Raw genomic sequence first — 23,800 nt, forward strand, 5'->3', positions numbered from 1 at the left:
TCACATTTTATCCATAACCACGGTCGTGAAGTGGATAAAAAACCATCAAAGCAGGCCGTGCTGTTAATCCCCGTCTAAAGTTAAATGGGATATCGCATGCCGGAGGAAAAGATGGCGCTTTATACGATTGGTGAAGTCGCACAGCTCTGTGATATTAACCCGGTTACGCTTCGCGCCTGGCAGCGGCGATACGCCCTCCTGAAGCCGCAGCGTACCGACGGTGGCCATCGCCTGTTTAATGATGACGATATCGACCGCATCCGCGAGATCCAGCGCTGGATAGAAAACGGCGTTCAGGTGGGTAAAGTCAAAGGGCTGCTCAGCGAGCAGCAGGATGGCTGGCGGGAACAGCAGGAAAAGGTACTGAGCTATCTGCGTAGCGGTCACCTGCACCCGCTGCGCCTGTGGGTCAAAGATTTGCGCCGCAGCCACAGCGCCCGCACGCTGGTTGATTGCCTGTTTAACCCGCTGCGCCAGCGCCTGCAGAGCGCGCAGTTTGCCCAGCAAACGCTGCTGGGATTGCTCGACGGCGTGCTGATTAACGACATCGCGCTAAATTTGGCCTCCGGTCGCCGCAAGTCGGGGCCGCACGCGCTGGTCGTCGGCTGGAACGTTACCGATATGACGCGCCTGTGGCTGGAAAGCTGGGTGGCCTGCGAACAGGGCTGGCGCGTTGATGTGCTGGCGCACACGCTCACCCACGTGCAGCCGGAGCTGTTCCCCGGCCAGACGCTGCTTGTCTGGTGCGGCGTGTCACCCAGCGCCTTGCAGCGCCAGCAGCTCGCCTGCTGGCAGGAAGAGGGCGTGGCCTTCGCGCTCCCCACAAATTAATCGTTCGTTAACAGACCAGCTTCGCGGTATAATCTTTTGGTTAACAAAAGGAGTACACCATGAAGTCAACCAAACTCGCCGCGATCGTTATTTTTGCCCTGATGGCCATCAGCGGTATTGGCGGCGTGATGCTCGCAGGCTATTCATTTATTGTGCGTGGCGGTGTCGGCTGAGCCGCAGACTCAGCCGCTCAAAGGCGCGGTCGACGATAATCGCCGCCAGCGCCACCAGAATCGCCCCTTGCACCACGTAGGCCGTATTAAACCCACTCAGGCCGATGATAATTGGCGTGCCTAGCGTATTTGCTCCCACCGTGGAGGCGATGGTTGCCGTGCCGATATTAACGATAACCGAGGTACGCACGCCCGCAACAATCACCGGCGCCGCTAACGGTAGCTCCACCTGACGCAGCCGCTGCCAGCCCGACATTCCCATCCCTTCTGCTACGCTCAACGCGCTCAGCGGAACGGCCGCCAGCCCGGCTAACGTGCCTTGCAATACGGGCAGAATGCCATACATGATCAAGGCAATAATGGCTGGTTTTTCACCAAACCCCATCACCGGAACCGCCAGCGCCAGCACCGCTACCGGCGGAAAAGTTTGTCCCATCGCCGCCAGCGTCTCAACCAGTGGGCGAAACTCACTCCCTGCCGGGCGCGTCACCACCACGCCTGCACTCACACCAATAACGATCGCCGTCAGGCTGGACACGCCCACCAGCCAGGCATGAGCCAGCGTCAGGGACAAAAAACCGGCCTGCTGATAGAGCGGACGCGGCTGCTCAGGAAACAGCAGATGAAACAGCGGCTCGCTGTAGGGCAGGCCCACAAGCAGCCCGATAAACAGCGCCATCAGCCACAGCAGCGGATCACGAAGTATGCGCATCGCCCGGCTCCTCGCGCAGCAGGTCGGCAAAATGCAGCGTGCCGTAAGCCCTTCCCGTCTCATCCGCCACCGGCAAAACGGTGCGCCGCTGGTCCATAAAGCCGGAAAGCGCATCGCGCAGCGAGGCGCTGGCAATAATCGCGTCGCCTTCGGCACGCTCGCCGTGGCGCACGTAGTCCGCCACCTGACGCAGCGACAGCAATCGCACGCCCAGCTCACTGCGGCCAAAAAAGGTGCGCACAAAGTCGTTGCCCGGCTGGCTAAGCAACTGTAGCGGCGTACCCTGCTGCACCACCTCGCCGCCGTCCAGCAGAATGATGTTATCCGCCAGGCGCAGCGCTTCGTCGATATCATGGGTCACCAACACGATGGTGCGCCCCAGCAGTTGGTGAATGCGGCGCATCTCCTGCTGGAGCGCCGCGCGCGTCACCGGGTCCAGCGCGCCGAAGGGTTCATCCATCAGCAGCACCTCCGGGTCACCCGCTAATGCCCGCGCCACGCCAACGCGCTGCTGCTGGCCGCCGGAGAGCTGATGCGGGAACCGCGTGCGCAGCGTCGGCTCCAGCCCCAGTAGCGCCATCAGTTCGTCAATGCGTGCCTCCACCTTTGCCTTCGGCCATTTCAACAGCTGCGGCACGGTGGCGATGTTTTGCGCCACCGTCCAGTGCGGGAACAGGCCAATCGACTGAATGGCATAGCCCATACGGCGGCGCAGGGCGAGCAGCGGCTGCTCGCGGATATCCTGCCCGGCAAAACGAATCGTCCCGCTATCGGGCTCCACCAGCCGGTTAATCATCTTGAGGGTAGTGGATTTGCCCGAACCGGAGGTACCAATCAGTACCGAAAACGCCCCTTCAGCCAACCGCAATGAGAGGTTTTTTACCGCCGGATGGTGACCGAACGATTTGTTGACCTGTAAGAATTCAATCATCGGTCTCTCCTTGTAATAAACTGCCCGCCAGGCTAAACAGCGCATCGGCGATGACCGCCAGCGCAATGGTCGGGATCACGCCAAGCAACACCAGATCCAACGCGCTGCTAAGCAGCCCCTGGAACACCAGCGCCCCGAAGCCGCCCGCGCCAATCAGCGCGGCTACCACCGCCATACCGACCGTTTGTACGGTCACCACCCGCAGGCTGCGCAGCAATACCGGCAGCGCCAGCGGCAGCTGCACGCGAAGAAACGTCTGCGCGCGGCTCATGCCCATCGCCGCCGCGCTTTCCAGCACCTGCGGCGAAACTTGCTGCATCCCTGCGACCACGCCGCGTACGATAGGCAGCAGCGCGTAAAGCACCAGCGCAATTAACGCTGGGGCCAACCCGGTTCCCGCTACGCCGAGATTCGCCAGCCACGGGAAGCGCTGTACCAGCCCGGCAAGCGGCGCAATCAACAGGCCGAACAGCGCCACCGAGGGGATAGTCTGGATAATATTGAGAACGGTAAACACGCTCGACTGCCGCCCCGGATGCCGCCAGCACCACATGCCGAGCGGCACGCCCAGCAGCAGCCCCGGAACCAGCGTGCCCCAGAGCAGCGTCAGGTGCTGATTTAAGGCATCGTTAAAGGTCTCCTGCCGGTTGGCGTACTCTTTCATCAGCGACAGGCCATCAAGCGCCCCGCTCCACAGCAGCCAGCAGGGCAGTAGCCACAGCTGCACGTTCAGCAACCAACGCCACCGCGCATGCGATGTCAGACGGCGAATGGCCTCGCTGCAGATCAACAGCATCAGCAGCAGGCCCAACCATAGCCCGCTCCCCGGCGAGGTACGCGCGAGTGGGCTACTGCTTTGCGCCAGGTGCTGCGCAGCCTCGCCGCTCGCCCACAGCAAGAACGCAAAGCCACCTTCGGCCAGCAGCAGAATCATCAGGCTCGGCAGTCGGCCGGGTAGCCAGCTAAAGCATAAAAATAGCGCCGGAATAATCAGCAGGATAAGCGGAGGGAAATGCCAGATTTGCCATAGCCAACGGCCTTCGCCCGATACCAGACGGTTCGGGGCGAAATTGACAAATGGCAGCGCGGCGGCAGCCAGCAGTAGAACTGCCAGCAGCGCCACCACGCGATGAGTACAGCGAGGCACGCGATTAACCGATTACTTCGCCCACCCTTTTTGCTTCAGGTATTCCGCCGCCACGGTTTTGGCATCCAGCCCTTCGACCGCAATCTTCGCGTTCAGCGTTTGCAGGGTCTTCTCATTGAGGCTCGCGAACACCGGCTTCAGCCACTCGTCCAGTTGCGGATAGGCTTTCAGCACCGCTTCACGCACCACCGGCGTCGGCGCGTAAATCGGCTGCACGCCTTTCGGGTCGCTCAGGGTCTGTAACCCCAGCGCCGCCACCGGGCCGTCGGTGCCGTAGGCCATCGCCGCGTTGACGCCAGAGGTTTGCTGCGCCGCCGCCTTAATGGTAACGGCGGTGTCTCCGCCCGCCAGCGACAGCAGCTGGTCCTGATTCAGTTTAAAATCGTAGGCTTTTTCAAACGCCGGCAGCGCATCCGGGCGTTCGATAAATTCAGCAGAAGCCGCAAGCTTAAAGGTGCCGCCTTTTTTCAGATAGCCGCTCAGGTCGGCCAGCGAAGTGAGTTTGTTTTGTTCTGCCAGGTCTTTGCGAACGGCAATGGTCCAGGTGTTATTCGCGGGTGCAGGGGTCAGCCAGATCAGATGATTTTTCTCAGCATCGAGCTTTTTCACTTTCTCATAGCCCGCTGCCGCGTTTTTCCAGGCCGCGTCGGTTTCATCTTTGAAGAAGAACGCGCCGTTGCCGGTGTACTCCGGGTAGATATCCAGCGCGTTGGAGGTGATAGCGCCGCGCACCACCGGCGTGGTACCAAGCTGAACTTTATTGACCGTTTTGACGCCGTGACTTTCCAGCACCTGCAAAATAATATTGCCCAGCAGCGCCCCTTCGGTATCAATTTTTGACCCTACCTTTACCGGCTCCGCGGCCTGTAACGGCAGCGCAATCGCCGCCAGTAGTACCAGTGACGCCGTCCATCCCCTTGCCATCGTCATACGCTTTCCTCTTATTATTTGCGCTCAATTAACAGGCGCTTAAGTAAAAAGCGTAGACGAAATCTCAGCAATCAGCCCTTTTTCGGAATGGTCAATGGGATCGTCATCAGGCTGGCGGCAAAATACAGCAGTGCGATAACCCACAGCGTGCCCTCCACGCCGAGCGGGTTCACGCACAGGGTAACGATAAACGGCCCGACAAAGTTACTCAGACCCGACCCCAGATTCAGACAAGAGATAGCCGCGCCTTTATTTTCCGGTAGCAGCGAAGGGATCAGCGCGCTGAGCGGGCCGAACGCGCCAAGGCCGATAGCATAAATCGCCAGCGCAATAACCATCGCCACGCTGCTATGGCCAAACAATACCGGCGCATAGCACACCGCCAGCGCCGACGCACCGCAGAGCGTCCCGGCAAACCAGACCACGGTGTTACGCCAGCCGATGGTATCGCCGAGCCAGCCGAAGAAGTAGTTGGCGAAGATATTCACCACGTTTACCAGCCCCCAGATGGTCAGCCACTCTTCAATGCTAAAGCCAAAGCGCGGCAGGTAGACCGGCATCAGGATCACCAGTGAAAACTTGCCGATGTCGTTGATGGTTTTGACCACCACCGCCAGGCGCATTTTCGGTTCGCGCACCAGCACGATAATCCCTTCCGCCAGCGCCTTTCCCACCGCCCCATCCTGCTGCCACTGCGGTTTATCGCGGTTGAGGAGCAGCGCGCAGCCGCAGCCCGCCAACACAAAGATAAAGCCGGAGAGTAAGGTGGTCGTTTCGCCCAGACGCGGGATCATAAAGCCGGAAAACCACGGCCCGACGATGGTCATGCCGACACCGAAGGCAATCCAGAACCAGGAGACGGCGCGGCCGAGAATTCGACTTTCGCAGCGCTGGTTAATCCACACCAGAAACGAGTAGGCAAACAGCGGATAGGCCATGCCGCGCACCGCGTAGCTCACCATCATCAGCGGATAGTTGCCCTCCGGCAGCGCGACGAAAATAAACGGTACCGAACCGACAAAATAGAGCAGCGTCGCCAGCCACATCAGGCGGCGTATGCCAAACACGCCCGCGCCGATGCCGGAAAACCACGAAATCGCCGCCACGCACAGGCCAAAGACGGAGGACAGCAGGCTGATATGTACCGCATCAAGCCCGCGCTGTTGTAGCAGCGAGGCCAGCCAGCTCTGTTCGATAGTCGCCCCGGTAATAAACAGGAAGACGCCCACGAATCCCCACGCCAGCTCGCGCGGCAGGCCGAGGCGTGCCCAGATGCCCTGTTGAATATATAAACTTTGATCGGTCATTTCTGTTATCCAAAAAAACGTCCCAGCCGTAGCCGGGGAACGTGCGGTTTGTTTCCCGGCCAAGCGCAGCGCCGCCGGGAAACAAACCTAGGCGTTTTTCAACTGCGCTAACTGATGCTGTTTGGCTTTGAGCAGGCTGCGGTTGACGTGACCGACGGTGTTATCCCCCCAGCAGTGGTCGTACGGCATCCCGGTCAGGCTTTCGATAACTTCCTTGGTTTCCGCCGTGACGGTCGCTTTGCTGCCGCCCTGTTTCAGGCGCGCCACTTCATCGTTCAGCACCGAGTGGGTGCGGCTGTTCACTTTGAACTGGAAGGCAGACCAGATGCCCCAGAGGGTCAGGAGAACCGGCAGAATAATCATGATGGCGAGGATCATGTTGATAGCCGACTGCGGCTGGCTGGTGTGGCCGGTGATAAAGCCGGACATCTGCAGCGCCACGCCAACGAGGAAGATAGAGAACGCCTGGGAAGCTTTACGCAGCAGGCTCATAAAGCCCGCGAAGATCCCCTCACGACGGTTACAGGTCAGAATTTCATCTACGTCCGCCACGAAGGTGTAGTTGTTCCATGGAATGGAGTAGATACCGCCGCGCGCCAGACCGGCTACGCCCGCCGCCAGATACAGCATGGACATGCTGGTCGAGCCGTAGAGATAGGTCACCGCGAACAGGGCAAACGCCACCAGCGCCATCAGCGCCTGAGTAGCAAATGCGCGAGACGGCGAGTAACGCAGGGTCAACCAGGTCGCGACGCCGACGCCAAAGAACTGCAGACCGTTGATGACGCTCAGCAGGTTACTGGCGACAACGGAAGAGGTCGCCAGGGCAAAGACCACGAAATAGGTAAAGACGGAGTTAAAGATATCCTGTGCCACCGAACCGCCCAGGTACATCCCCAGGTGTGAACGGAAGGTTTTGATTTTCAGGGTAGAGACAAAATCGTAGTAGATATCAAACAGGCGCTTGCTCAGCGGCAGCTTCTCTTCGGTCTCAACGCTGCGCTCACTCTGCTCAATCTCTTCCAGCGAACGTTCCCAGGTGCCGAAGTAGACGAAGAACAGCACCACCATAAAGGCAACGGTGAAAATCGCCCCGGCGTAGAAGAACGATATCGCCGAATCAGAGCCAAAGTAGGCCAACAGACGGCCCGGCAGGAACGCGGCGGTGAAGCCCGCAAACTGAGCGATATACATACGGGCGCTGGTCAGCTTAGAGCGTTTGGTAAAGTCATTGGTCATCTCGGCCGACAGTGTGTCGTATGGGATCAAAATCATCGAATAGACGATTTCAAACAGGATATAGACCAGCAGGTACATCCAGTAGTTAAAGCCCTGCACCCACAGCAGGCTGTAGACCGCCACCAGCGGAATGCTCAGCAGCAGGAAGAAACGACGACGGCCAAAGCGGCGGCCGAGGCGGGTTTTGTGGAAGTTGTCGGAGATGTAGCCCATGCACGGACACATGACAACATCGACAATACGCGCTACGGCAAACAGCGAACCCGCTTCAATCGGCGTCAGGCCGCAGAAGGTGGTCAGGAAGAACAGCAGCCAGGCGCTCACCAGAGTAAAAGCACCGGAGCCGATAACATCGGCCAGGCCGTAACAGATATAGTTGTGGAGTTTTATCTCCCGCACTTTTTTTATCATTTTCCATCCCCTTGAACATAACAGGACGGCGAGGCCGCAAGCCGCGCCGTCGTCAAATAGCATCAGGCGTCGGCGTTTTCCTGCACGATGGCGTGCTCATTCCAGCCCGGCGGCAGCGGCTGCGGGCGGCGAATGCGCAGGTCGTTTAAGGTGAGTCCCCTCACCCCGTTGGCGTACAGCGCGGGCAAGCCGCCCGGATAGGCATCCACGCCCCAGGCGCGGCCGGTTTGCGGGTTCACGCGGTAGGCGTTATCCAGCCCCATGCCGGTTGGGCTTGCCGGGTTGCACGGCGGGCGGATGTCGTAGCAGCCCTGCTCGTCGGACGGGCCGGCAAGCTGCTGCAATGAAAGCCCGTTGAAGGTGACGTGGCGGATGTCGCCCGGCGTTTCCGCGTGCAGGTTGATGGACCCTTCGCTCACCCCAGAAAGCTGGCTGAAGGTAATCTCCTCCACCCTTCCCGGCTGTACCTGCGGGTCGCGATGGCGCACAGAGATAAATACCGGGTCGGCTTTGCCCCAGTGGCACGGGTGGCCGTGGCGGCAATCGAACAGAATGTTGCTGAAGATCATCTGGCTGAACTGGCCGCCGTCGCGAGAGACCAGGCCAATGCCACGGTTGGACTCAAAGATTGAGCAGTTGTGCACCGCGATATGGCTGATGTCGGCGAAGGTTTCGGTGCCAATTTTGATGGCGCAGCTTTTCGAGCGGATCAGGCAATTACTGACCACCACGTGACGGGTCGGCTGCTGGAGCCCTTCCGGTTTGCGGGTCGTTTTCACGCAGATGCCGTCATCAGCGGCGCTGAAGTAGCTGTCGCTGATATGCACGTGCTGGCAGCTGTCGATATCCAGCGCGTCGGTGTTGGAGAGCGCCAGATCGTTATCAATGGTCAGGTTCTGGATAAACACCTGGTTGCAGCTCACCAGATGGGCGGTCCACATCGGCGAGTCGCTGATGGTGATATCGCGGATGCGCACCTGCTGGCAGCCTTCCAGCACCAGCATACGCGGGCGCATGGTTTTCGGCTGGCGATAACCTTGCTCGTCGGCTCGCTCAGCAAACCAGGCGCTGGCCCCGCCCGCCAGGCAGCCTTCACCGCTCAGCGTGATGTGGTGGGCGTTGCGCGCATAAATCAGCGCCATGCGGGACAGTTCGGCAACGGTTTGCGTCAGCTCAGCCGGGTAATCCTCGGCGTTGGGACTCGCCAGCAGGCGCGCCCCCGCTTCGAGATGCAGGGTAAAGTTCGATGGCAGGACCAGCGTGCCGGTCATCCAGTCGCCCGGCGAGACCACCAGCGTGCCGCCACCGGCGCGGCCGATTTCATCAATCAACTGCTGAAGCTGCGCGGTAAGCGGGGTGTTGCCGCTGCGGTCGAGGGCGGTGTGATGCAGTGAAATCTTCATATAGCTACCTGCGAATGTTGAGATAGCTGCATTTAACGCGGTTCCACCGATTCTCTCGCCGGGCAGATACGGGCTTTTTTACGTATTAGTGAATGACATCACGCCGGTTATGGCCCCCGGTCATCGCTTTTGAGCAAGCGCACAAAACGGCGAGGCGGCGGGATTTGATGAGTGACGGCGGTCACATATTGATTGAGTTTGGTGGGAGAAAAGCGGTGGGTTGACGCAGATAGAGAAGAGATGGGGGATAAATTGTGAGGAGGATCACAAAGCGGTGCGGGAGTCAGGGTTGGGGGATTGCCCCCTCACCCTAACCCTCTCCCCAAGGGGAGAGGGAACCGTTCGGTGCGGTCTGGAGGTTTGCACACTCCCTCTCCCTTTTAGGGAGAGGGCCGGGGTGAGGGTAATCCTTACAACAGCTCGAACTCGCCCTGCTTCACGCGCGCCGAATCCACGCCGATAAAGACGTTAAACTTGCCCGGCTCCGCCGCGTATTTCATCTGCTGGTTCCAGAACTTCAGCGCGTTGACGTCAATCGGGAAGCTGACGGTCTGGGTTTCACCCGGCTTGAGGGTCACTTTCTCAAACCCTTTCAGCTGCTTAACCGGACGGCTCATTGAGGCGGTGACATCCTGCAAATACATCTGGATAACCGTTGCCCCTTCACGCTTGCCGGTGTTAGTCACCTGCACGCTGGCGGTTACGCTGCCGTCGGCCTTCATGGTTGGCGCAGACAGCTTCACATCCGAAACCGAGAAGGTGGTGTAGCTCAGGCCATAGCCAAACGGATAGAGCGGGCCGTTCGCTTCATCGAAGTAGCGCGAGGTGTACTTGTTCGGCTTGTCGGCATTGTACGGGCGACCGGTGTTCAGGTGGCTGTAGTACTGCGGAATCTGCCCCACGGAGCGCGGGAAGGACATCGGCAGCTTACCGGACGGGTTGTAGTCGCCAAACAGCACGTCGGCGATAGCGTTACCGCCTTCGGTACCGGCAAACCAGGTTTCCAGAATGGCGTCAGCCTGTTGGTCTTCTTTCACCAGCGTCAGCGGGCGACCGTTCATCAGCACTAAGACCAGCGGCTTGCCGGTGGCTTTCAGCGCGGCAATCAGATCCCGCTGGCTTTTCGGAATGGAGAGCTCGGTACGGCTGGAAGCTTCGTGCGCCATCCCTTGCGCTTCACCAACCACGGCAACGACAACATCAGACTGCTTCGCCGCCGCAACCGCTTCATCAATCATCGCCTGCGGCGAGCGTGGATCAACCTTCACCGCCTCTTCGTACTGATTGAGGAAGTCGACGATCCCTTTATCGCTGGTGACGTTAGCGCCTTTGGCGTAAACCACTTTGCCTTCGTTGCCCATCACGTTCTTAATGCCGGTCAGCACGGTGACCGACTGCGCGGCAACCCCCGCAGCAGACCAGCTGCCCATGACGTCGCGTTGGCTATCGGCCAGCGGGCCAACCACGGCAACGGTGGCATTTTTCTTCAGCGGCAGGGTTTCCAGACGGTTTTTCAGCAACACCAGGCTCTGACGTGCGACGTCACGCGCTTCGGTGCGGTGCAGGCGGCTTTCGGCGTTGGTGTCCTGCGGGTCGGAATCTTTCGGCCCTAAGTGGCTGTACGGGTCGTTGAACAGCCCCATGTCATATTTGACGTTCAGCACGTGGCGTGTGGCATCGTCGAGTTCCGCCATCGTCACCTTGCCAGACTTAATCAGCCCCGGCAGGTATTTGCTGTAGAACTCGTCGCTCATGCTCATGTCGATACCGGCTTTCAGCGCCACGCGTACCGCATCTTCCGGGTCGGCGGCCACGCCGTGTTTAATCAGCTCTTTGATGGCCCCGTGGTCGGAAACGGTAATGCCTTTAAAGCCCCACTGCTTACGCAGCACGTCTTTCATCAGCCAGGCGTCGGCGGTGGCCGGGGTGCCGTTCAGCGAGTTCAGGCCGATCATCACCGCGCCGCTGCCGGCATCCAGCCCCGCTTTGTACGGCGGCATATAGTCGTTGAACAGGCGCTGCGGGCTCATGTCGACGGTGTTGTACTCTTTCCCGCCTTCGACTGCGCCGTAGGCGGCGAAGTGCTTCACGCTGGTCATCACCGAGTAGCGATCCGCCGGGCTTTTACCCTGCATCGCTTCGACCATGGTTTCACCCATGATAGAGGTCAAATAGGTATCTTCGCCAAAGCCTTCGGAGGCGCGGCCCCAGCGCGGGTCACGGGACACGTCGACCATCGGCGCCCAGGTCATGTTCAGACCGTCATCCGCCGCTTCATAGGCCGAAATGCGGCCCACGGTTTTCACCGCGTCGAGGTTAAAGGTGGAGGCCAGCCCTAAGCTAATCGGGAAGACGGTACGCTGACCGTGCACTACGTCATAGGCGAAGAACAGCGGAATTTTCAGGCGGCTCAGCGACATCACCTGATCCTGCATGGCGCGGATATCCTGGCGGGTAACGGTATTAAAAATCGCCCCGACCTGCCCTTCTTTGATCATGTCGCGAATGGCTTCTTTCGGGTTGTCCGGCCCGACGCTAATCAGGCGCAACTGGCCGATTTTTTCATCGACCGTCATCTTCTTAAGCAGACCGGTCACAAAGGCGTCACGCGCCTGCGGCGTAAGCGGATGGTTGCCGAACAGATCTTCGGCCAGAGCGGGTTGCAGCGCCAGGCTCACGGCGACGCCAACAGAAAGTAGCCATTTCATATTCTTGTAATCTCTTTATTCCATGCCGGGTAGCGCGGCGAGAGTCGATGAAAAAACGCAGTTTGCCATAAACTTAAATGACGGCGGTACAGAAAGCTAAGGTTATTCTCTGATTTTTAGAAACATTCGCTCACCAAATGATCATACAAAGCGCTATTCTTAGAAACGACAAATTTGTCCCACCACAAGGAGTGGAGAATGTCTTCTCAAACAACAACTGATAATAATGCGCTGATTAACGAACTCTCCCGACTGGTTGGTCACGCCCACCTGCTGACCGACCCCGCTAAAACCGCTCGCTATCGCAAAGGCTTCCGTTCCGGCCACGGCGACGCGCTGGCCGTGGTCTTCCCCGGCTCCCTGCTTGAGCTGTGGCGCGTGCTGAACGCCTGCGTCAACGCCGACAAAATTATTCTGATGCAGGCCGCTAACACCGGCCTGACCGAAGGTTCAACCCCGAGCGGCAACGACTACGACCGCGATATCGTCATTATCAGCACCCTGCGCCTCGATAAGCTGCACCTGCTGGATAACGGCGAGCAGGTGCTGGCATGGCCTGGCACTACCCTCTATTCATTGGAAAAAGCGCTGAAGCCCTTTGGCCGCGAGCCGCACTCGGTGATTGGTTCCTCCTGTATTGGCGCCTCTGTTATCGGCGGTATTTGTAATAACTCCGGCGGTTCGCTGGTGCAGCGCGGCCCGGCCTATACCGAAATGTCGCTGTTTGCGCGTATTGACGAACAGGGCAAGCTAACGCTGGTTAACCATCTGGGCATTGACCTTGGCGAGAGCCCGGAGCAGATCCTCAGCAAGCTCGACGACGAGCGCGTTAAAGATAGCGACGTGCGGCACGACGGTCGCCACGCCCATGACTATGACTACGTGAATCGCGTGCGCGACGTGAATGCGGATACGCCAGCGCGCTACAATGCCGACCCGGAACGTCTGTTTGAGTCCTCCGGCTGCGCGGGCAAGCTGGCGGTGTTTGCGGTGCGCCTCGACACCTTCCCGGCGGAAAAACGCCAGCAGGTGTTCTATATCGGCACCAATCAGCCGGAGGTGCTGACCGAAATTCGCCGCCATATTCTGGCGGAGTTCAAAAACCTACCGGTCGCCGGCGAGTACATGCATCGCGATATCTACGATATTGCCGAGCAGTACGGCAAAGATACCTTCCTGATGATCGACAAACTCGGCACCGACAAGATGCCGTTCTTCTTCACCATGAAGGGCCGCGCGGATGCGATGCTGGAAAAAGTGTCGCTGTTCAAGCCCCACTTCACCGACCGCTTTATGCAAAAGCTGGGGCATGCCTTCCCGGCACATCTGCCGGAACGGATGAAAACCTGGCGCGATAAATACGAGCATCACCTGCTGCTGAAAATGGCCGGCGACGGCATTGATGAAGCGCAGGCGTGGCTTGCCGAATACTTTAAAGAGGCGGAAGGTGACTTCTTCGTTTGTACGCCGGAAGAAGGCAGCAAAGCGTTCCTGCACCGCTTCGCAGCGGCGGGGGCGGCCATTCGCTACCAGGCGGTTCACGCCGATGAGGTGGAAGATATTCTGGCGCTGGATATCGCCCTGCGTCGTAACGATACCGAGTGGTTTGAGCATCTGCCGGCTGAGATAGACAGCAAGCTGGTGCATAAGCTCTATTACGGGCACTTTATGTGTTACGTGTTCCACCAGGATTATATCGTGAAGAAAGGGGTCGACCCGCACGAGGTGAAAGAGCAGATGCTGGCCCTGCTGCGGGAACGCGGCGCGCAGTACCCGGCGGAGCATAACGTGGGGCACCTGTATGAAGCAGATGAAAATCTGAAGCGCCATTACCGCGAAAACGATCCCACCAACAGCATGAACCCGGGGATCGGTAAAACCAGTAAGCTCAAGTATTGGGGCGAAAAAACCGACGTGTAATAAGACGTTGGGAGGTTCATTGTAGGCCGGATAAGGCGGATACGCCGCCATCCGGCAGCGTGCCGCACCATGTCTGATGGCGCTACGCTTATCAGGCCTACATAGAACCAGATTAACGATGGAAACCATAAGGAATACAATGATGTCTACGCTTGATGTCACCCGCGACGGCGATGTTGAAATCCGTGACGCGCAGGCTGACGATGTACAAGCCATTGCCGCGCTGTATGCCTGGCACGTTCTTAACGGCCGCGCCTCGTTTGAAGAAGTGCCGCCGTCCATTGATGAAATGCAGCAGCGGATGCGCAATATTCAGGAGCAAGGTCTACCGTGGCTGGTGGCGCTCTATCGCGGCGAAGTGGTTGGTTACTGCTATGCAAACCACTACCGCCCTCGCCCGGCCTATCGTTATACCCTTGAAGAGTCTATCTACGTCGACACCACCATGACGGCGCACGGCATCGGCAGCCAACTGTTATCGGCGCTGATTACGATTTGCGAGCAAGGGCCGTGGCGGCAACTGCTGGCGGTGATTGGCGATGGCAATAACAATACCGGGTCGCTGCGCCTGCATAAAAAGCACGGTTTCGAGGTAGTGGGTCAACTGCGTAGCGTGGGCTACAAAATGGGTGACTGGCGGGATACGGTAATCATGCAGCGTCCACTCAACGACGGTGACTGGACGCTGCCGGAATAACATACGCTTTATCATTCAAGCTATCTCTGCGTTGGATGCCTTGATATAACTTGAATGATTTTGCGTATGCCAAGGTTAATCGTCCTGGGTGGTCTGCCCGCTACGTTGGGCTCTGGCGATATCGCCTTCCACCTGGGCTTCCTTCTGTTTCTTATAGCTCAGCGCGGCCGCAGGCACCGGCATTGCCTTCCCGGTTTCAACCCAGGTACGCAGACGACTGGCGTCGGCGAAGTGGGTATATTTCCCGAACGCATCCATTACCACCATCGCCACCGGACGCTTGTTCATCACGGTGCGCATCACCAGGCAGTGACCCGCGGCGTTGGTAAAGCCGGTTTTGGTCAGCTGAATGCTCCAGTTGTCGCGATACACCAGATGGTTAGTATTGCGGAACGGCAGCGTATAGGCCGGGTGGGCGAAGGTCGCGGTGTCCTCTTTGGTGGTGCTGAGCTGACCAATCAGCGGGTACTGTTTGGTGGCAATCAGCAGCTTCGTCAGGTCACGTGCGGTCGAGACGTTATGAATCGACAGCCCGGTTGGCTCAACGTAGCGAGTGTTGGTCATCCCCAGCGATTTCGCCTTGGCGTTCATCGCCCGAATAAATGCGTCATAGCCGCCCGGATAGTGATGAGCCAGGCTCGCCGCCGCGCGGTTTTCTGAAGACATCAGCGCCAGCAGCAGCATATTTTTACGGCTGATCTGGCTGTTCAGGCGCACGCGGGAGTAAATCCCTTTCATTTCTGGCGTGTGGCTGATATCCACGGTCAGGATCTCATCCAGCGGCAAATGCGCATCCAGCACCACCATCGCCGTCATCAGCTTGGTGATAGAGGCCATCGGGCGCACCAGATCCGGCTGGTTGGCGTAAATAACTTTGTTCGTTTCAAGATCGACAATCATCGCGCTACCGGAAGCAATTTCCGGCTGCGAGGCAACGGCGGTAACGGCCGTTTTAGCACTCGCCTGAGGCGCAAAAGGCAAAGCCAGCACAAAGGCAAGGCTCAGCAGGGAAACGCGAAATTTCTGCATGGTGAGTATTCTGGTGGTTATTTATGCACATTATGATAGACAACCGCTTCGCACCAAACGGTTGCGAAGCGGAATGGCTCATCATAGCGCGGAGTGCGCGGCATCTACCAGAAAAGAATAGTGAATAAATGCTGCATTGCTGACGGAATCTACATTCACATCAGCAATGCATTCAGCGAGTTAAAACAGCCTGTATCCGTAGCCCCACAGCACCACGGTCAGCGCCAGCAGTACTTCGAGTACCAGCACCCCAATTGCGAGGGTGGAACTGGCAAAGCTCAGCCCCTCTTCCCGGTCAATATTGAGGAAGGTAGGAATACCGACGTAGAGCAGATACCCGGTGTAGAACAGCGCCACCGTTCCCACTAGCGCGCACAGCCACACCAGCGGATAGAGCGCGACGATACCGCTCAGAAAGATTGGCGTCGCTACGTAGCCGGCAAACACCATACAGCGCTTGAGTGAAGGGCGCTGCGGGTAGTTACGCGCCATCCACCAGATAATCCGGCCCATCACCGCCACGCCTGCCAGCATAAGCGCGTAGAAGAGTATCGCCAGCCCAATCCCGGTCATCAGTGAAAGCCTGACTACGGTGCCTTCGCCAAAGTTCCAGCCAAGCTGGGTGGTACCGATAAACGCGCACACCACCGGAATGGCCGCCATTACCAGCACATGATGCATATAGTGGTGAGAGACGGTTTCGTTCTCACTACGGATCACATGCATCTCTTTATCAGGGTGGGAGAAGAGTCCCCATACATGGTTCATAACGCCTCCTCAGCACGGCTTCGTACCACGTTGCTCTAAGTATAATTCACATAAATAGATTGTTTTATGTACAACGCAAAAAATAGACGCAGCCGCACTTCTTGCGTGAGGGTGTATGATTAAAGGATTGATGCAGTAAGGAGTGAGTGTTTGCATGGATATCAATAACCTGATTTCCCACTACGGTTACGCCGCGCTGGTGATTGGCAGTATGGCGGAGGGCGAAACGATTACGCTGCTCGGCGGGGTGGTGGCACATCAGGGTCTGTTAAAATTTCCGCTAGTGGTCATTTCTGTGGCGCTGGGCGGTATGATTGGCGACCAGTTGCTGTACCTGCTTGGTCGGCGGTTTGGTGGGCGGCTGCTTAAACGTTTTTCACGCCACCAGGCGCGCATTCGCAAGGCGCAGCGGCTGATTAAAAGCCGTCCCTACCTGTTCGTGATTGGCACCCGCTTTATGTACGGTTTCCGCGTTATTGGGCCGCTGTTGATTGGCGCCAGCGGGTTGCCGCCGAAAATCTTCCTGCCGCTGAATATTCTGGGGGCGTTAATCTGGGCACTGCTGTTCACCACGCTCGGCTATCTGGGCGGTGAAGCGATTGGCCCGTGGCTGCATCATCTGGATAAGCATCTGAAGCATCTCATCTGGCTGGCGCTGGCAGTCGCGCTGGTCATTGCTGTTCGCTGGTGGATGAAGCATCGCGAAGCGAAAAAACCGCAGGAATAAACCCGGCCTATGCCGGGTTTTGGGTAGCCCGGCCAAGCAACGCGACGCCGGGAATCGCTCAGGATTTAAAACGAATACTGCACGCCTACACGATAACGCGTCTGACGCTCGTCGGTGGTATTGCGCACGGAGACGTTGCCGATTTCCACATACGGTTTCCAGTTTTTATCGATGCTGTAGGCCGTTTTAAAGTTCAGCTCGTAATCATCTTTGCCGTTGTCATAGCGATTAAAATCTTCGCTCTTTTTATAAAGATAATTGCCTTCGAATGCCCACGCGCCGGTTTTATAACCCAGCCACACGTCACCACGGTTAATATGTTCATCATCCTTATCCACCGAGGTATCACGAACATATTCGTAGCGATATCTCGCCGCAAAATAAATGCCGTTACTAAAATTATATTGCCCGCGAATATACGGTTTATAAATTGACTTCGACGACGAGGTTTCTAATGCCAGACCAGGTTGAATCGCTATTTCTGGCGTCGCGTTAAACTGATAGCTCACCACATATTCGCTACCATTATCAACGACGTCATTAAACGCTTTCCGAGAATGTTCACCGCCCGATTTGCTTTTTGCCTCAACCGAGAAGCCAAAGCCGTTAGCAAAGCGGTGTGATATCAGCACCCTGTCCTTCTGCGCCTGACTGTCGTCAGTATACTCATGGCGCAGATCGACGGTTACCGCCTGTGCGGATGCGCTGGCAAAGGCCAGCATCCCAAAGGTTATTAATTTTTTCACGCAATCGTCCTCTGTTGTTATCGTTAACTCCAAAGCGGTGAGGAACTGGCTTTAATATTTAAAATATGAATATAAAAAGGTGTAGGGTATTTATTATCAATAAAAGAATATTTTTTCTTCGGAGGGCGATACTAGTGGTGAGAAAATGAAGTGTCATTAATTTAAATCAAAATACGTGATCGCAAACATATTTTAACGGAATATTGATGGTGACTTTTAATAAAATTAAAAATCAAATATGGAATATATATATTGGCGAGTGATGTTATTTAATATAAGTATTTATTTTTCATTATTCCCCCTGCATGAATAATACAGGGGGGAAAACACCACGAGATGGGTTATTTTTCTTCGCTGATGTGGTAGCCACCGCCCAGCGCCGAAGTCAGCTGGATGCTGGCATCGATCCACTGGCCGTGCAGGCGTAACGCGTTCACGCGCTCCTGCAGAGCGGGCAATTTCGCAAGGCTGACTTTAGAGCCCGGAATGATCCCGGCGTTCATCCGCGCCTGCGCCAGCGTCACCACACGCTGCGCGTCTTTCTCAACCTGCTGTTGTTGCTGGCTTTTCTCCATCAGCGTTTCGACCTGGCTGGCGGTTTTCGCTACCTGATTTACCGCGTCCACCACCGCTTTATTGTATTTAGCGATGGAGAGATTGTTCTGCGCGTTGGCGATATCAAGGTTAGCGTTCAGACGACCGCTGTCGAAGATAGGCAGCGTCAGCCCGGCGGTCACGCCCATCTGGTTGGCCGAACTACGGAACAGATCGCTTAAGTGCAGCGCATCCTGTTGCAGGAAGGCCATCAGGTTGATGTCCGGGTAGAACGCCGCTTTCGCCGCGTCGATCTCACTCAGCGACGCTTCAATATACCAGTGCGCTTCCTGCAGATCCGGACGGCGCGCCAGCAGATCGTAGCCTAAGCGTGCTGGCATTTTGCTGGCGACCGCCGGGAGGTCGACCTTACGCAAATTCAGCGACTGGCTCTGGCTGTTGGTCAGCGCCATCAGCCGTGCTTCAATCTCTTTCATATTGCCAGCCACGTCGGTCAACTGCTGGTCGGTTTTGCTGACGTTAATGTCGTTCTCCGCCCCTTCGGCGGAGTTGGTCAGCCCGTGCTGGTAAAGCTCGGTGTCCACGGTCACGATATTAGTCTGTTCGCTTTTCACCTGCTCTAACACGCTGTGGATAGCCGCTTCGGTTTGCCACTGCCAGTACAGACGCGCCACGCTGCTGGAGAGCAGCTCCTCGGTTTGCGCCCGCTCAGCAACCTGCGCCTTCACTTCACCGATACGCGCCTTCACCTGCGCGCGGTTTTTGCCCCACAGGTCGAGATCCCATCCGGCGGTCAGGCCGAACGTACCGTTGGTGTACCACGGGCCGGTATTGCCATCAGCGTCGGTGGCAAACGGCCCCATCAGGCCTTCTGCGGACATTTTCTGGCGTTCAAGGTTGCCGCCAAAATCCACTTCCGGGCCCAGCGATGATTTCGACATCCGCGCCTGCGCTTCGGCCAGTTTGATGCGCTGATCGGCAATCTGCATATCCGGCGCATTCGCCAGCGCACGAGTAATTAAGCCGTTCAGCTGCGCGTCGTGGTAGCCCTGCCACCAGTTACTCTGCGGCCAGCCGTTTTGCACCGCCGCTGGGAGTTCCGTTGAAACGTTTGAGGCCGGAACCTGCTGTTTAACAGGACTGCCAATATCATGCGAAGGTGCACAGCCAGCCAGCGCGATGAGCAGGGGTAAACCAGACAGCACGCTTTTTTTCAGAGTTAAGTTCATTTGAGAGGTCAGGTTACAAAAGAAGGAGGATTATATTAATTTAAATGCAGGCAATTCTTTTAGTAAAGCGTGTGGGAACATAATTTGACATACTTAGTGACAGTCAAAAATCATTAAATTTCATGGAGTAGAAATGAGTCAGAACATTTATGACAACCCTGATTTCTTCGCCGGTTATGCCACGCTTGACCGTTCGGTTAAAGGGCTCAACGGTGCGCCTGAGTGGGCCGCCATTGTGCAAATGATGCCCGCGCTGGCCGGTCAGCGGGTGGTGGATCTTGGCTGCGGTTACGGTTGGTTTTGCCGCTGGGCGCGCGACCAGGGTGCCACTAAGGTTACCGGGTTAGATCTCTCCAGCCTCATGCTGGAACGGGCACGAGAGATGACCAACGATGCGGGGATTGAATACCGCTGCGAAGATTTGCAGACCCTCACGCTTGACGCCAATAGTTGCGGCGTGGTTTACAGCTCACTGGCGCTGCACTATTTGCCCGATATCGCCCCGCTGCTCACCTGCATTTATCAGGCTCTGACGCCGGGCGGCACGCTGCTGTTTTCCGCCGAGCATCCTATCTATACCGCCCCACTCAAGCAGGGCTGGCAGGAGGATGAACAGGGCCAGAAAAGCTGGCCGGTCAGCCATTATCAGCAGGAAGGCGAGCGTATCAGCAATTGGTTTGCCGACGGGGTCAAGAAGCAGCACCGGACGCTTGGCAGTTGGATTAACGCGCTGGTCGCCGCCGGTTTTGTGATTGAATGCCTGAATGAGTGGGGGCCAACCGCAGATCAGATTGCCGCCAACCCGGCGCTGGATGAAGAGAAAGAACGGCCGATGATTTTTATTCTGCGCGCGCGTAAGCCGGTGTGAGTTAAGGGATTGCCGGATGGCGGCTGCGCCTTATCCGGCCTACAAGTGAGCGGTGATATTTGTAGGCCGGATAAGCAAAGCGTCATCCGGCAATTCACCGATGCTTACGCTTTCAGGCTCGCGCCGTTGGTCGCAATCACCTCTTTATACCAGTCGAAACTCTTCTTCTTGCTGCGCGCCAGCGTACCGGTGCCATCGTCATGGCGATCCACGTAGATAAATCCGTAGCGCTTGGAGAGCTCCGCCTTTGAGGCGCTGACCAGGTCAATCGGCCCCCAACTGGTAAAGCCCATCAGCTCAACGCCGTCCTCAATCGCTTCCCGCGCCTGTACCAGATGGTCATTCAGATAGCTGATGCGGTAGTCATCGTTGATACTGCCGTCGGCTTCCACCTTATCCTTCGCGCCGAGGCCGTTTTCCACGATAAACAGCGGCTTCTGGTAACGATCCCACAACACATTCAGCAGGGTGCGCAGCCCCAGCGGGTCAATCTGCCAGCCCCACTCTGAACTTTCCAGATGCGGGTTCGGCACCATATTAAGAATGTTGCCGCGCGCTTTCTGGTTCAGCGCTTCGTCGGCGGTCACGCAGCCGGTCATGTAGTAGCTAAACGAGATAAAATCGACGGTCGATTTCAGCGCTTCACGGTCGGCATCGGTAATTTCCAGCGCAAAACCGTTATCGCGGAAGTAGCGCAGCATATAGCCCGGATACGCCCCGCGCGCCTGCACGTCACCGAAGAACTGCCAGCCGCGGTTCTCCTGCAAGGTTTTGAACACATCATCCGGCTTGCAGCTTAGCGGGTACATCAGGCCGCCCAGCAGCATGTTGCCGATTTTCCCTTCTGGCACAATCTCATGGCAGGCTTTTACCGCCAGCGCACTCGCCACCAGCTGATGGTGAATGGCCTGATAAACCTCCGCTTTGCTGCTATCGCTCGGCAGGCCCACGCCGGTCATCGGTGCGTGCAGCGACATGTTGATTTCGTTAAAGGTCAGCCACAGTTTGACCTTGCCTTTGTAGCGCTCAAACACCGTGCGGGCATAGCGTTCGAAGAAGCCAATCACCTTACGGTTACCCCAGCCGCCGTAGTTTTTCACCAGCGCCCACGGCATTTCATAGTGAGAGAGCGTGACCAGCGGCGTGATGTGATGTTTGGCCATCTCGTCAAACAGCTTGTCGTAAAAGGCCAGACCGGCCTCATTTGGCTCGGCATCGTCGCCGTTCGGGAAGATACGCGTCCAGGCAATCGACACGCGCAGGCAGTTAAAGCCCATCTCGGCGAACAGCGCGATATCTTCCGGGTAGCGGTGATAGAAATCGATGGCAATATCCTTTAAGCCGGTGTCGCCCTGGGCGCGTTCCACCACCTCGCCAAAAACGCCCTGCGGCTGCACATCCGAGGTGGATAATCCTTTGCCATCCTCAAGATAAGCCCCTTCAACCTGGTTTGCTGCGGTCGCGCCGCCCCAATAAAATGCCTGCGGGAATGTTTTCATCTCTCTCTCCTGTGATTAATGCGTGATAGACAGCAGCGGCTGACCGGCGCTTACCGCGCTGGCGGCAACGATCTCCAGATCCGGGTAGTCATCGCTGTTGCTGATAATAATCGGCGTCGCCAGGTCGTAACCGGCGTCCAGAATGGCCTGGCGGTCGAAGGTAAGCAGCAGATCGCCCGCCTGCACCTTGTCGCCCTCTTTCACGTGGGCGGTAAACGGCACGCCGTCCAGCTTGACGGTATCAATACCCACGTGAATCAGCAGTTCAATGCCGCTCTCGCTCTCAAGCCCAATGGCGTGTTTGGTTTGAAAAATCGAGGCCACCTCACCGTTAAAGGGCGCAATCACTTTGCCTTCACTCGGGATGATCGCCACGCCTTTGCCCAGCAGGCCGCTGGCGAAGGTGGTATCCGGTACATTTTCCAGCGCCAGCACGCTGCCGGTCATCGGAGCCAGCACGTCGTTTTCCGAAGCTTTTACCACCGAGACGGGCTCTGCGGCCTGGCGCGGCATCCCGAAGAAATAGGTCAGCGAGCCGGAGAGGATAAAGGCCACCGCCGTACCAATAAGCCCGCCCCATACGCTGGCGTCAATGCCGCTTGCCGGGATCATCTGCGCCGGGAAGAAGATATTCGGCAGGCCAAAAGAGTACGTCGCGCTATTGCTGAAAGCGGTAATCGCACCGCCGATGGCACCCGCAACGCAGCCAAAGATAAACGGACGGCGCAGCGGCAGCGTCAGGCCATAAATCGCCGGTTCGGTGATACCAAAAAGCCCGGCAGAAAACGCAGAGCCCGCCAGCACTTTCTGGCGTACATCACGGGTAGCGAGGAAAATACCCAGCACCGCCCCCACCTGCGCCAGCACCGCCGGCAGAATAATCGGCAGCATCGAGTCGTGACCCAGCACGTTCAGGTTGTTGATCATCAGCGGCACCAGCCCCCAGTGCAGGCCAAAGATAACGCAGACCTGCCACAGCCCGCCCAGCGCGGCTCCCGCCAGCCACGGCGCAACGACGTAAACCGCCTGGTAGCCGTTTGCCAGCATCACGCTAAGCCAGGTAGCGACCGGCCCGATAACCAGAAACGTCAGCGGCACCACAATGGCAAGGCAGATAGCCGGGGTAAAAAAGTTCTTCATCGCCGACGGCAGCAGCGCGTTGCTGCGCCGCTCGATCCAGCAACATACCCAGGAGGCGAGGATAATCGGGATAACCGAGGAGCTGTAGTTGATAAAGGTGACGGGAATACCCAGGAAATACTCCGCCGTGGCCCCCGGTAACTGCCCGGCCTCAAAGGCCTGAATCATCAGCGGGTGGGTCAGCGCCCCGCCGATCACCATCGTAATAAACGGGTTGCCGCCAAACTTTTTCCCGGCGGTGTAGCCGAGGAACAGCGGGAAAAAGAAGAACAGCGCATCGCTTGCCGCAAACCAGATTTTGTAGGTCGCCTGCTCGGTATTCAACCAACTGCACGCTACAGCCAGCGCCAGCAGCCCTTTCAGCAGACCGGTGGCCGCCATCACGCCGATAAACGGCGCGAAAATACCGGAAACCACGTCGATAACCTGGCCCAGCACCGAGGTTTTTTCGCCTTTGACCGCTACCGGTTCACTATCGTCGGTAATACCTGCCGCCTCGCGCACCGCCAGCCAGACATCGTGGACGTGGTTGCCAATCACCACCTGAAACTGACCGCCGCTTTCAACCACCATAATCACGCCGGGGTTCGCCTTCAGCGCCTCGGCGTCGGCTTTGCTGCTGTCTTTGAGCTTAAAACGCAGCCGGGTAGCGCAGTGAACCAGACTCACCATATTCTCTTTACCGCCGACATGGCGGAGAATATCCTGCGCAAGTTCATGATATTTCATACCAAATTCCTTGACCGAGTATAAAAACAAAAAAACCCGAGAACGACGCCAGATGGCACCGCGCTCGGGTTTTGCCTGCGTTATGCAGTAACAATCCCATT

General features: G+C 57.4%; 20 protein-coding genes. 6 read left to right on the plus strand and 14 right to left on the minus strand.

What is annotated here, in order from left to right:
* The first annotated feature begins 111 nt into the window (after window positions 1–111).
* Together ACLGE8_RS07745 and ACLGE8_RS07750 are read left to right on the plus strand one after the other, a co-directional pair.
* Entirely contained in the window at window positions 112–831 is a 720-nt protein-coding gene (locus ACLGE8_RS07745) for a MerR family transcriptional regulator (RefSeq protein WP_410997676.1), read from the plus strand.
* Between the two features lie 59 nt (window positions 832–890).
* On the plus strand, window positions 891–1,004 hold the full coding sequence (locus ACLGE8_RS07750) for a protein YohO (RefSeq protein ID WP_185666941.1): 114 nt from the start codon (window positions 891–893) through the stop codon (window positions 1,002–1,004).
* Here ACLGE8_RS07750 and ACLGE8_RS07755 read toward each other — a convergent pair.
* From ACLGE8_RS07755 to bglX, 8 genes are all read right to left on the minus strand, one after another.
* Complete coding sequence (locus ACLGE8_RS07755) at window positions 979–1,716, minus strand: ABC transporter permease (RefSeq protein WP_410997678.1); 738 nt, start codon at window positions 1,714–1,716, stop codon at window positions 979–981. The genes ACLGE8_RS07750 and ACLGE8_RS07755 overlap by 26 nt on opposite strands.
* Window positions 1,700–2,647 carry an ABC transporter ATP-binding protein gene (locus ACLGE8_RS07760; protein WP_410997680.1) on the minus strand — a complete coding sequence of 316 codons (948 nt, stop codon included), beginning with the start codon at window positions 2,645–2,647 and terminating at the stop codon, window positions 1,700–1,702. Before ACLGE8_RS07760 ends, ACLGE8_RS07755 begins: the two co-directional genes overlap by 17 nt.
* Complete coding sequence (locus ACLGE8_RS07765; protein ID WP_410997682.1) at window positions 2,640–3,794, minus strand: ABC transporter permease; 1,155 nt, start codon at window positions 3,792–3,794, stop codon at window positions 2,640–2,642. Before ACLGE8_RS07765 ends, ACLGE8_RS07760 begins: the two co-directional genes overlap by 8 nt.
* A 12-nt stretch (window positions 3,795–3,806) precedes the next feature.
* On the minus strand, window positions 3,807–4,724 hold the full coding sequence (locus ACLGE8_RS07770; protein ID WP_410997684.1) for an ABC transporter substrate-binding protein: 918 nt from the start codon (window positions 4,722–4,724) through the stop codon (window positions 3,807–3,809).
* A 71-nt stretch (window positions 4,725–4,795) separates the two neighbouring features.
* Window positions 4,796–6,031 carry an MFS transporter gene (locus ACLGE8_RS07775; protein WP_410997686.1) on the minus strand — a complete coding sequence of 412 codons (1,236 nt, stop codon included), beginning with the start codon at window positions 6,029–6,031 and terminating at the stop codon, window positions 4,796–4,798.
* An 87-nt stretch (window positions 6,032–6,118) separates the two neighbouring features.
* The gene (locus ACLGE8_RS07780) at window positions 6,119–7,681 is read right to left on the minus strand and encodes an MFS transporter (RefSeq protein WP_410997688.1); all 1,563 of its coding nucleotides are present in this window, start codon (window positions 7,679–7,681) and stop codon (window positions 6,119–6,121) included.
* A 62-nt stretch (window positions 7,682–7,743) separates the two neighbouring features.
* The gene (locus tag ACLGE8_RS07785) at window positions 7,744–9,084 is read right to left on the minus strand and encodes a glycoside hydrolase family 28 protein (protein WP_410997690.1); all 1,341 of its coding nucleotides are present in this window, start codon (window positions 9,082–9,084) and stop codon (window positions 7,744–7,746) included.
* Between the two features lie 410 nt (window positions 9,085–9,494).
* Entirely contained in the window at window positions 9,495–11,792 is a 2,298-nt protein-coding gene (gene bglX, locus ACLGE8_RS07790) for a beta-glucosidase BglX (protein ID WP_410997692.1), read from the minus strand.
* A 198-nt stretch (window positions 11,793–11,990) separates the two neighbouring features.
* Between bglX and dld the strand changes: the two genes are divergently transcribed.
* Both dld and ACLGE8_RS07800 read left to right on the plus strand, forming a co-directional pair.
* Entirely contained in the window at window positions 11,991–13,712 is a 1,722-nt protein-coding gene (dld, locus tag ACLGE8_RS07795) for a D-lactate dehydrogenase (protein ID WP_410997694.1), read from the plus strand.
* A 142-nt stretch (window positions 13,713–13,854) separates the two neighbouring features.
* Window positions 13,855–14,409: a GNAT family N-acetyltransferase gene (locus ACLGE8_RS07800; protein ID WP_410997854.1), complete on the plus strand. Its 555-nt coding sequence runs from the start codon at window positions 13,855–13,857 to the stop codon at window positions 14,407–14,409.
* Between the two features lie 75 nt (window positions 14,410–14,484).
* Here ACLGE8_RS07800 and pbpG read toward each other — a convergent pair whose 3' ends face one another.
* Window positions 14,485–15,438, minus strand: a complete 954-nt coding sequence (gene pbpG, locus ACLGE8_RS07805) for a D-alanyl-D-alanine endopeptidase (protein ID WP_410997695.1) — start codon at window positions 15,436–15,438, stop codon at window positions 14,485–14,487.
* Window positions 15,439–15,618: 180 nt separating this feature from the next.
* Window positions 15,619–16,206: a Yip1 family protein gene (locus ACLGE8_RS07810; protein ID WP_410997696.1), complete on the minus strand. Its 588-nt coding sequence runs from the start codon at window positions 16,204–16,206 to the stop codon at window positions 15,619–15,621.
* A gap of 154 nt (window positions 16,207–16,360) precedes the next feature.
* On the opposite strand from ACLGE8_RS07810, the gene ACLGE8_RS07815 reads away from it, so the two are divergent.
* Window positions 16,361–16,933 carry a DedA family protein gene (locus tag ACLGE8_RS07815; RefSeq protein WP_410997697.1) on the plus strand — a complete coding sequence of 191 codons (573 nt, stop codon included), beginning with the start codon at window positions 16,361–16,363 and terminating at the stop codon, window positions 16,931–16,933.
* 65 nt (window positions 16,934–16,998) lie between these two features.
* On the opposite strand, the gene ACLGE8_RS07820 is transcribed toward ACLGE8_RS07815, so the two are convergent.
* Together ACLGE8_RS07820 and mdtQ are read right to left on the minus strand one after the other, a co-directional pair.
* On the minus strand, window positions 16,999–17,655 hold the full coding sequence (locus ACLGE8_RS07820; RefSeq protein WP_410997856.1) for an oligogalacturonate-specific porin KdgM family protein: 657 nt from the start codon (window positions 17,653–17,655) through the stop codon (window positions 16,999–17,001).
* Between the two features lie 365 nt (window positions 17,656–18,020).
* Complete coding sequence (gene mdtQ, locus ACLGE8_RS07825; RefSeq protein ID WP_410997698.1) at window positions 18,021–19,463, minus strand: multidrug resistance outer membrane protein MdtQ; 1,443 nt, start codon at window positions 19,461–19,463, stop codon at window positions 18,021–18,023.
* Window positions 19,464–19,596: 133 nt separating this feature from the next.
* Here mdtQ and ACLGE8_RS07830 point away from each other — a divergent pair, with 133 nt between their 5' ends.
* Window positions 19,597–20,331 carry a class I SAM-dependent methyltransferase gene (locus ACLGE8_RS07830; RefSeq protein ID WP_410997699.1) on the plus strand — a complete coding sequence of 245 codons (735 nt, stop codon included), beginning with the start codon at window positions 19,597–19,599 and terminating at the stop codon, window positions 20,329–20,331.
* Window positions 20,332–20,435: 104 nt separating this feature from the next.
* On the opposite strand, the gene ACLGE8_RS07835 is transcribed toward ACLGE8_RS07830, so the two are convergent.
* Window positions 20,436–21,830 carry a glycoside hydrolase family 1 protein gene (locus tag ACLGE8_RS07835; protein WP_410997700.1) on the minus strand — a complete coding sequence of 465 codons (1,395 nt, stop codon included), beginning with the start codon at window positions 21,828–21,830 and terminating at the stop codon, window positions 20,436–20,438.
* 15 nt (window positions 21,831–21,845) lie between these two features.
* Entirely contained in the window at window positions 21,846–23,783 is a 1,938-nt protein-coding gene (bglF, locus tag ACLGE8_RS07840; protein ID WP_410997858.1) for a PTS beta-glucoside transporter subunit IIABC, read from the minus strand.
* Window positions 23,784–23,800: the final 17 nt, after the last annotated feature.

The sequence above is a fragment of the Kluyvera sp. 142486 genome (genome assembly GCF_046569695.1).
In the GTDB taxonomy this organism is placed as follows: Bacteria; Pseudomonadota; Gammaproteobacteria; order Enterobacterales; family Enterobacteriaceae; genus Kluyvera.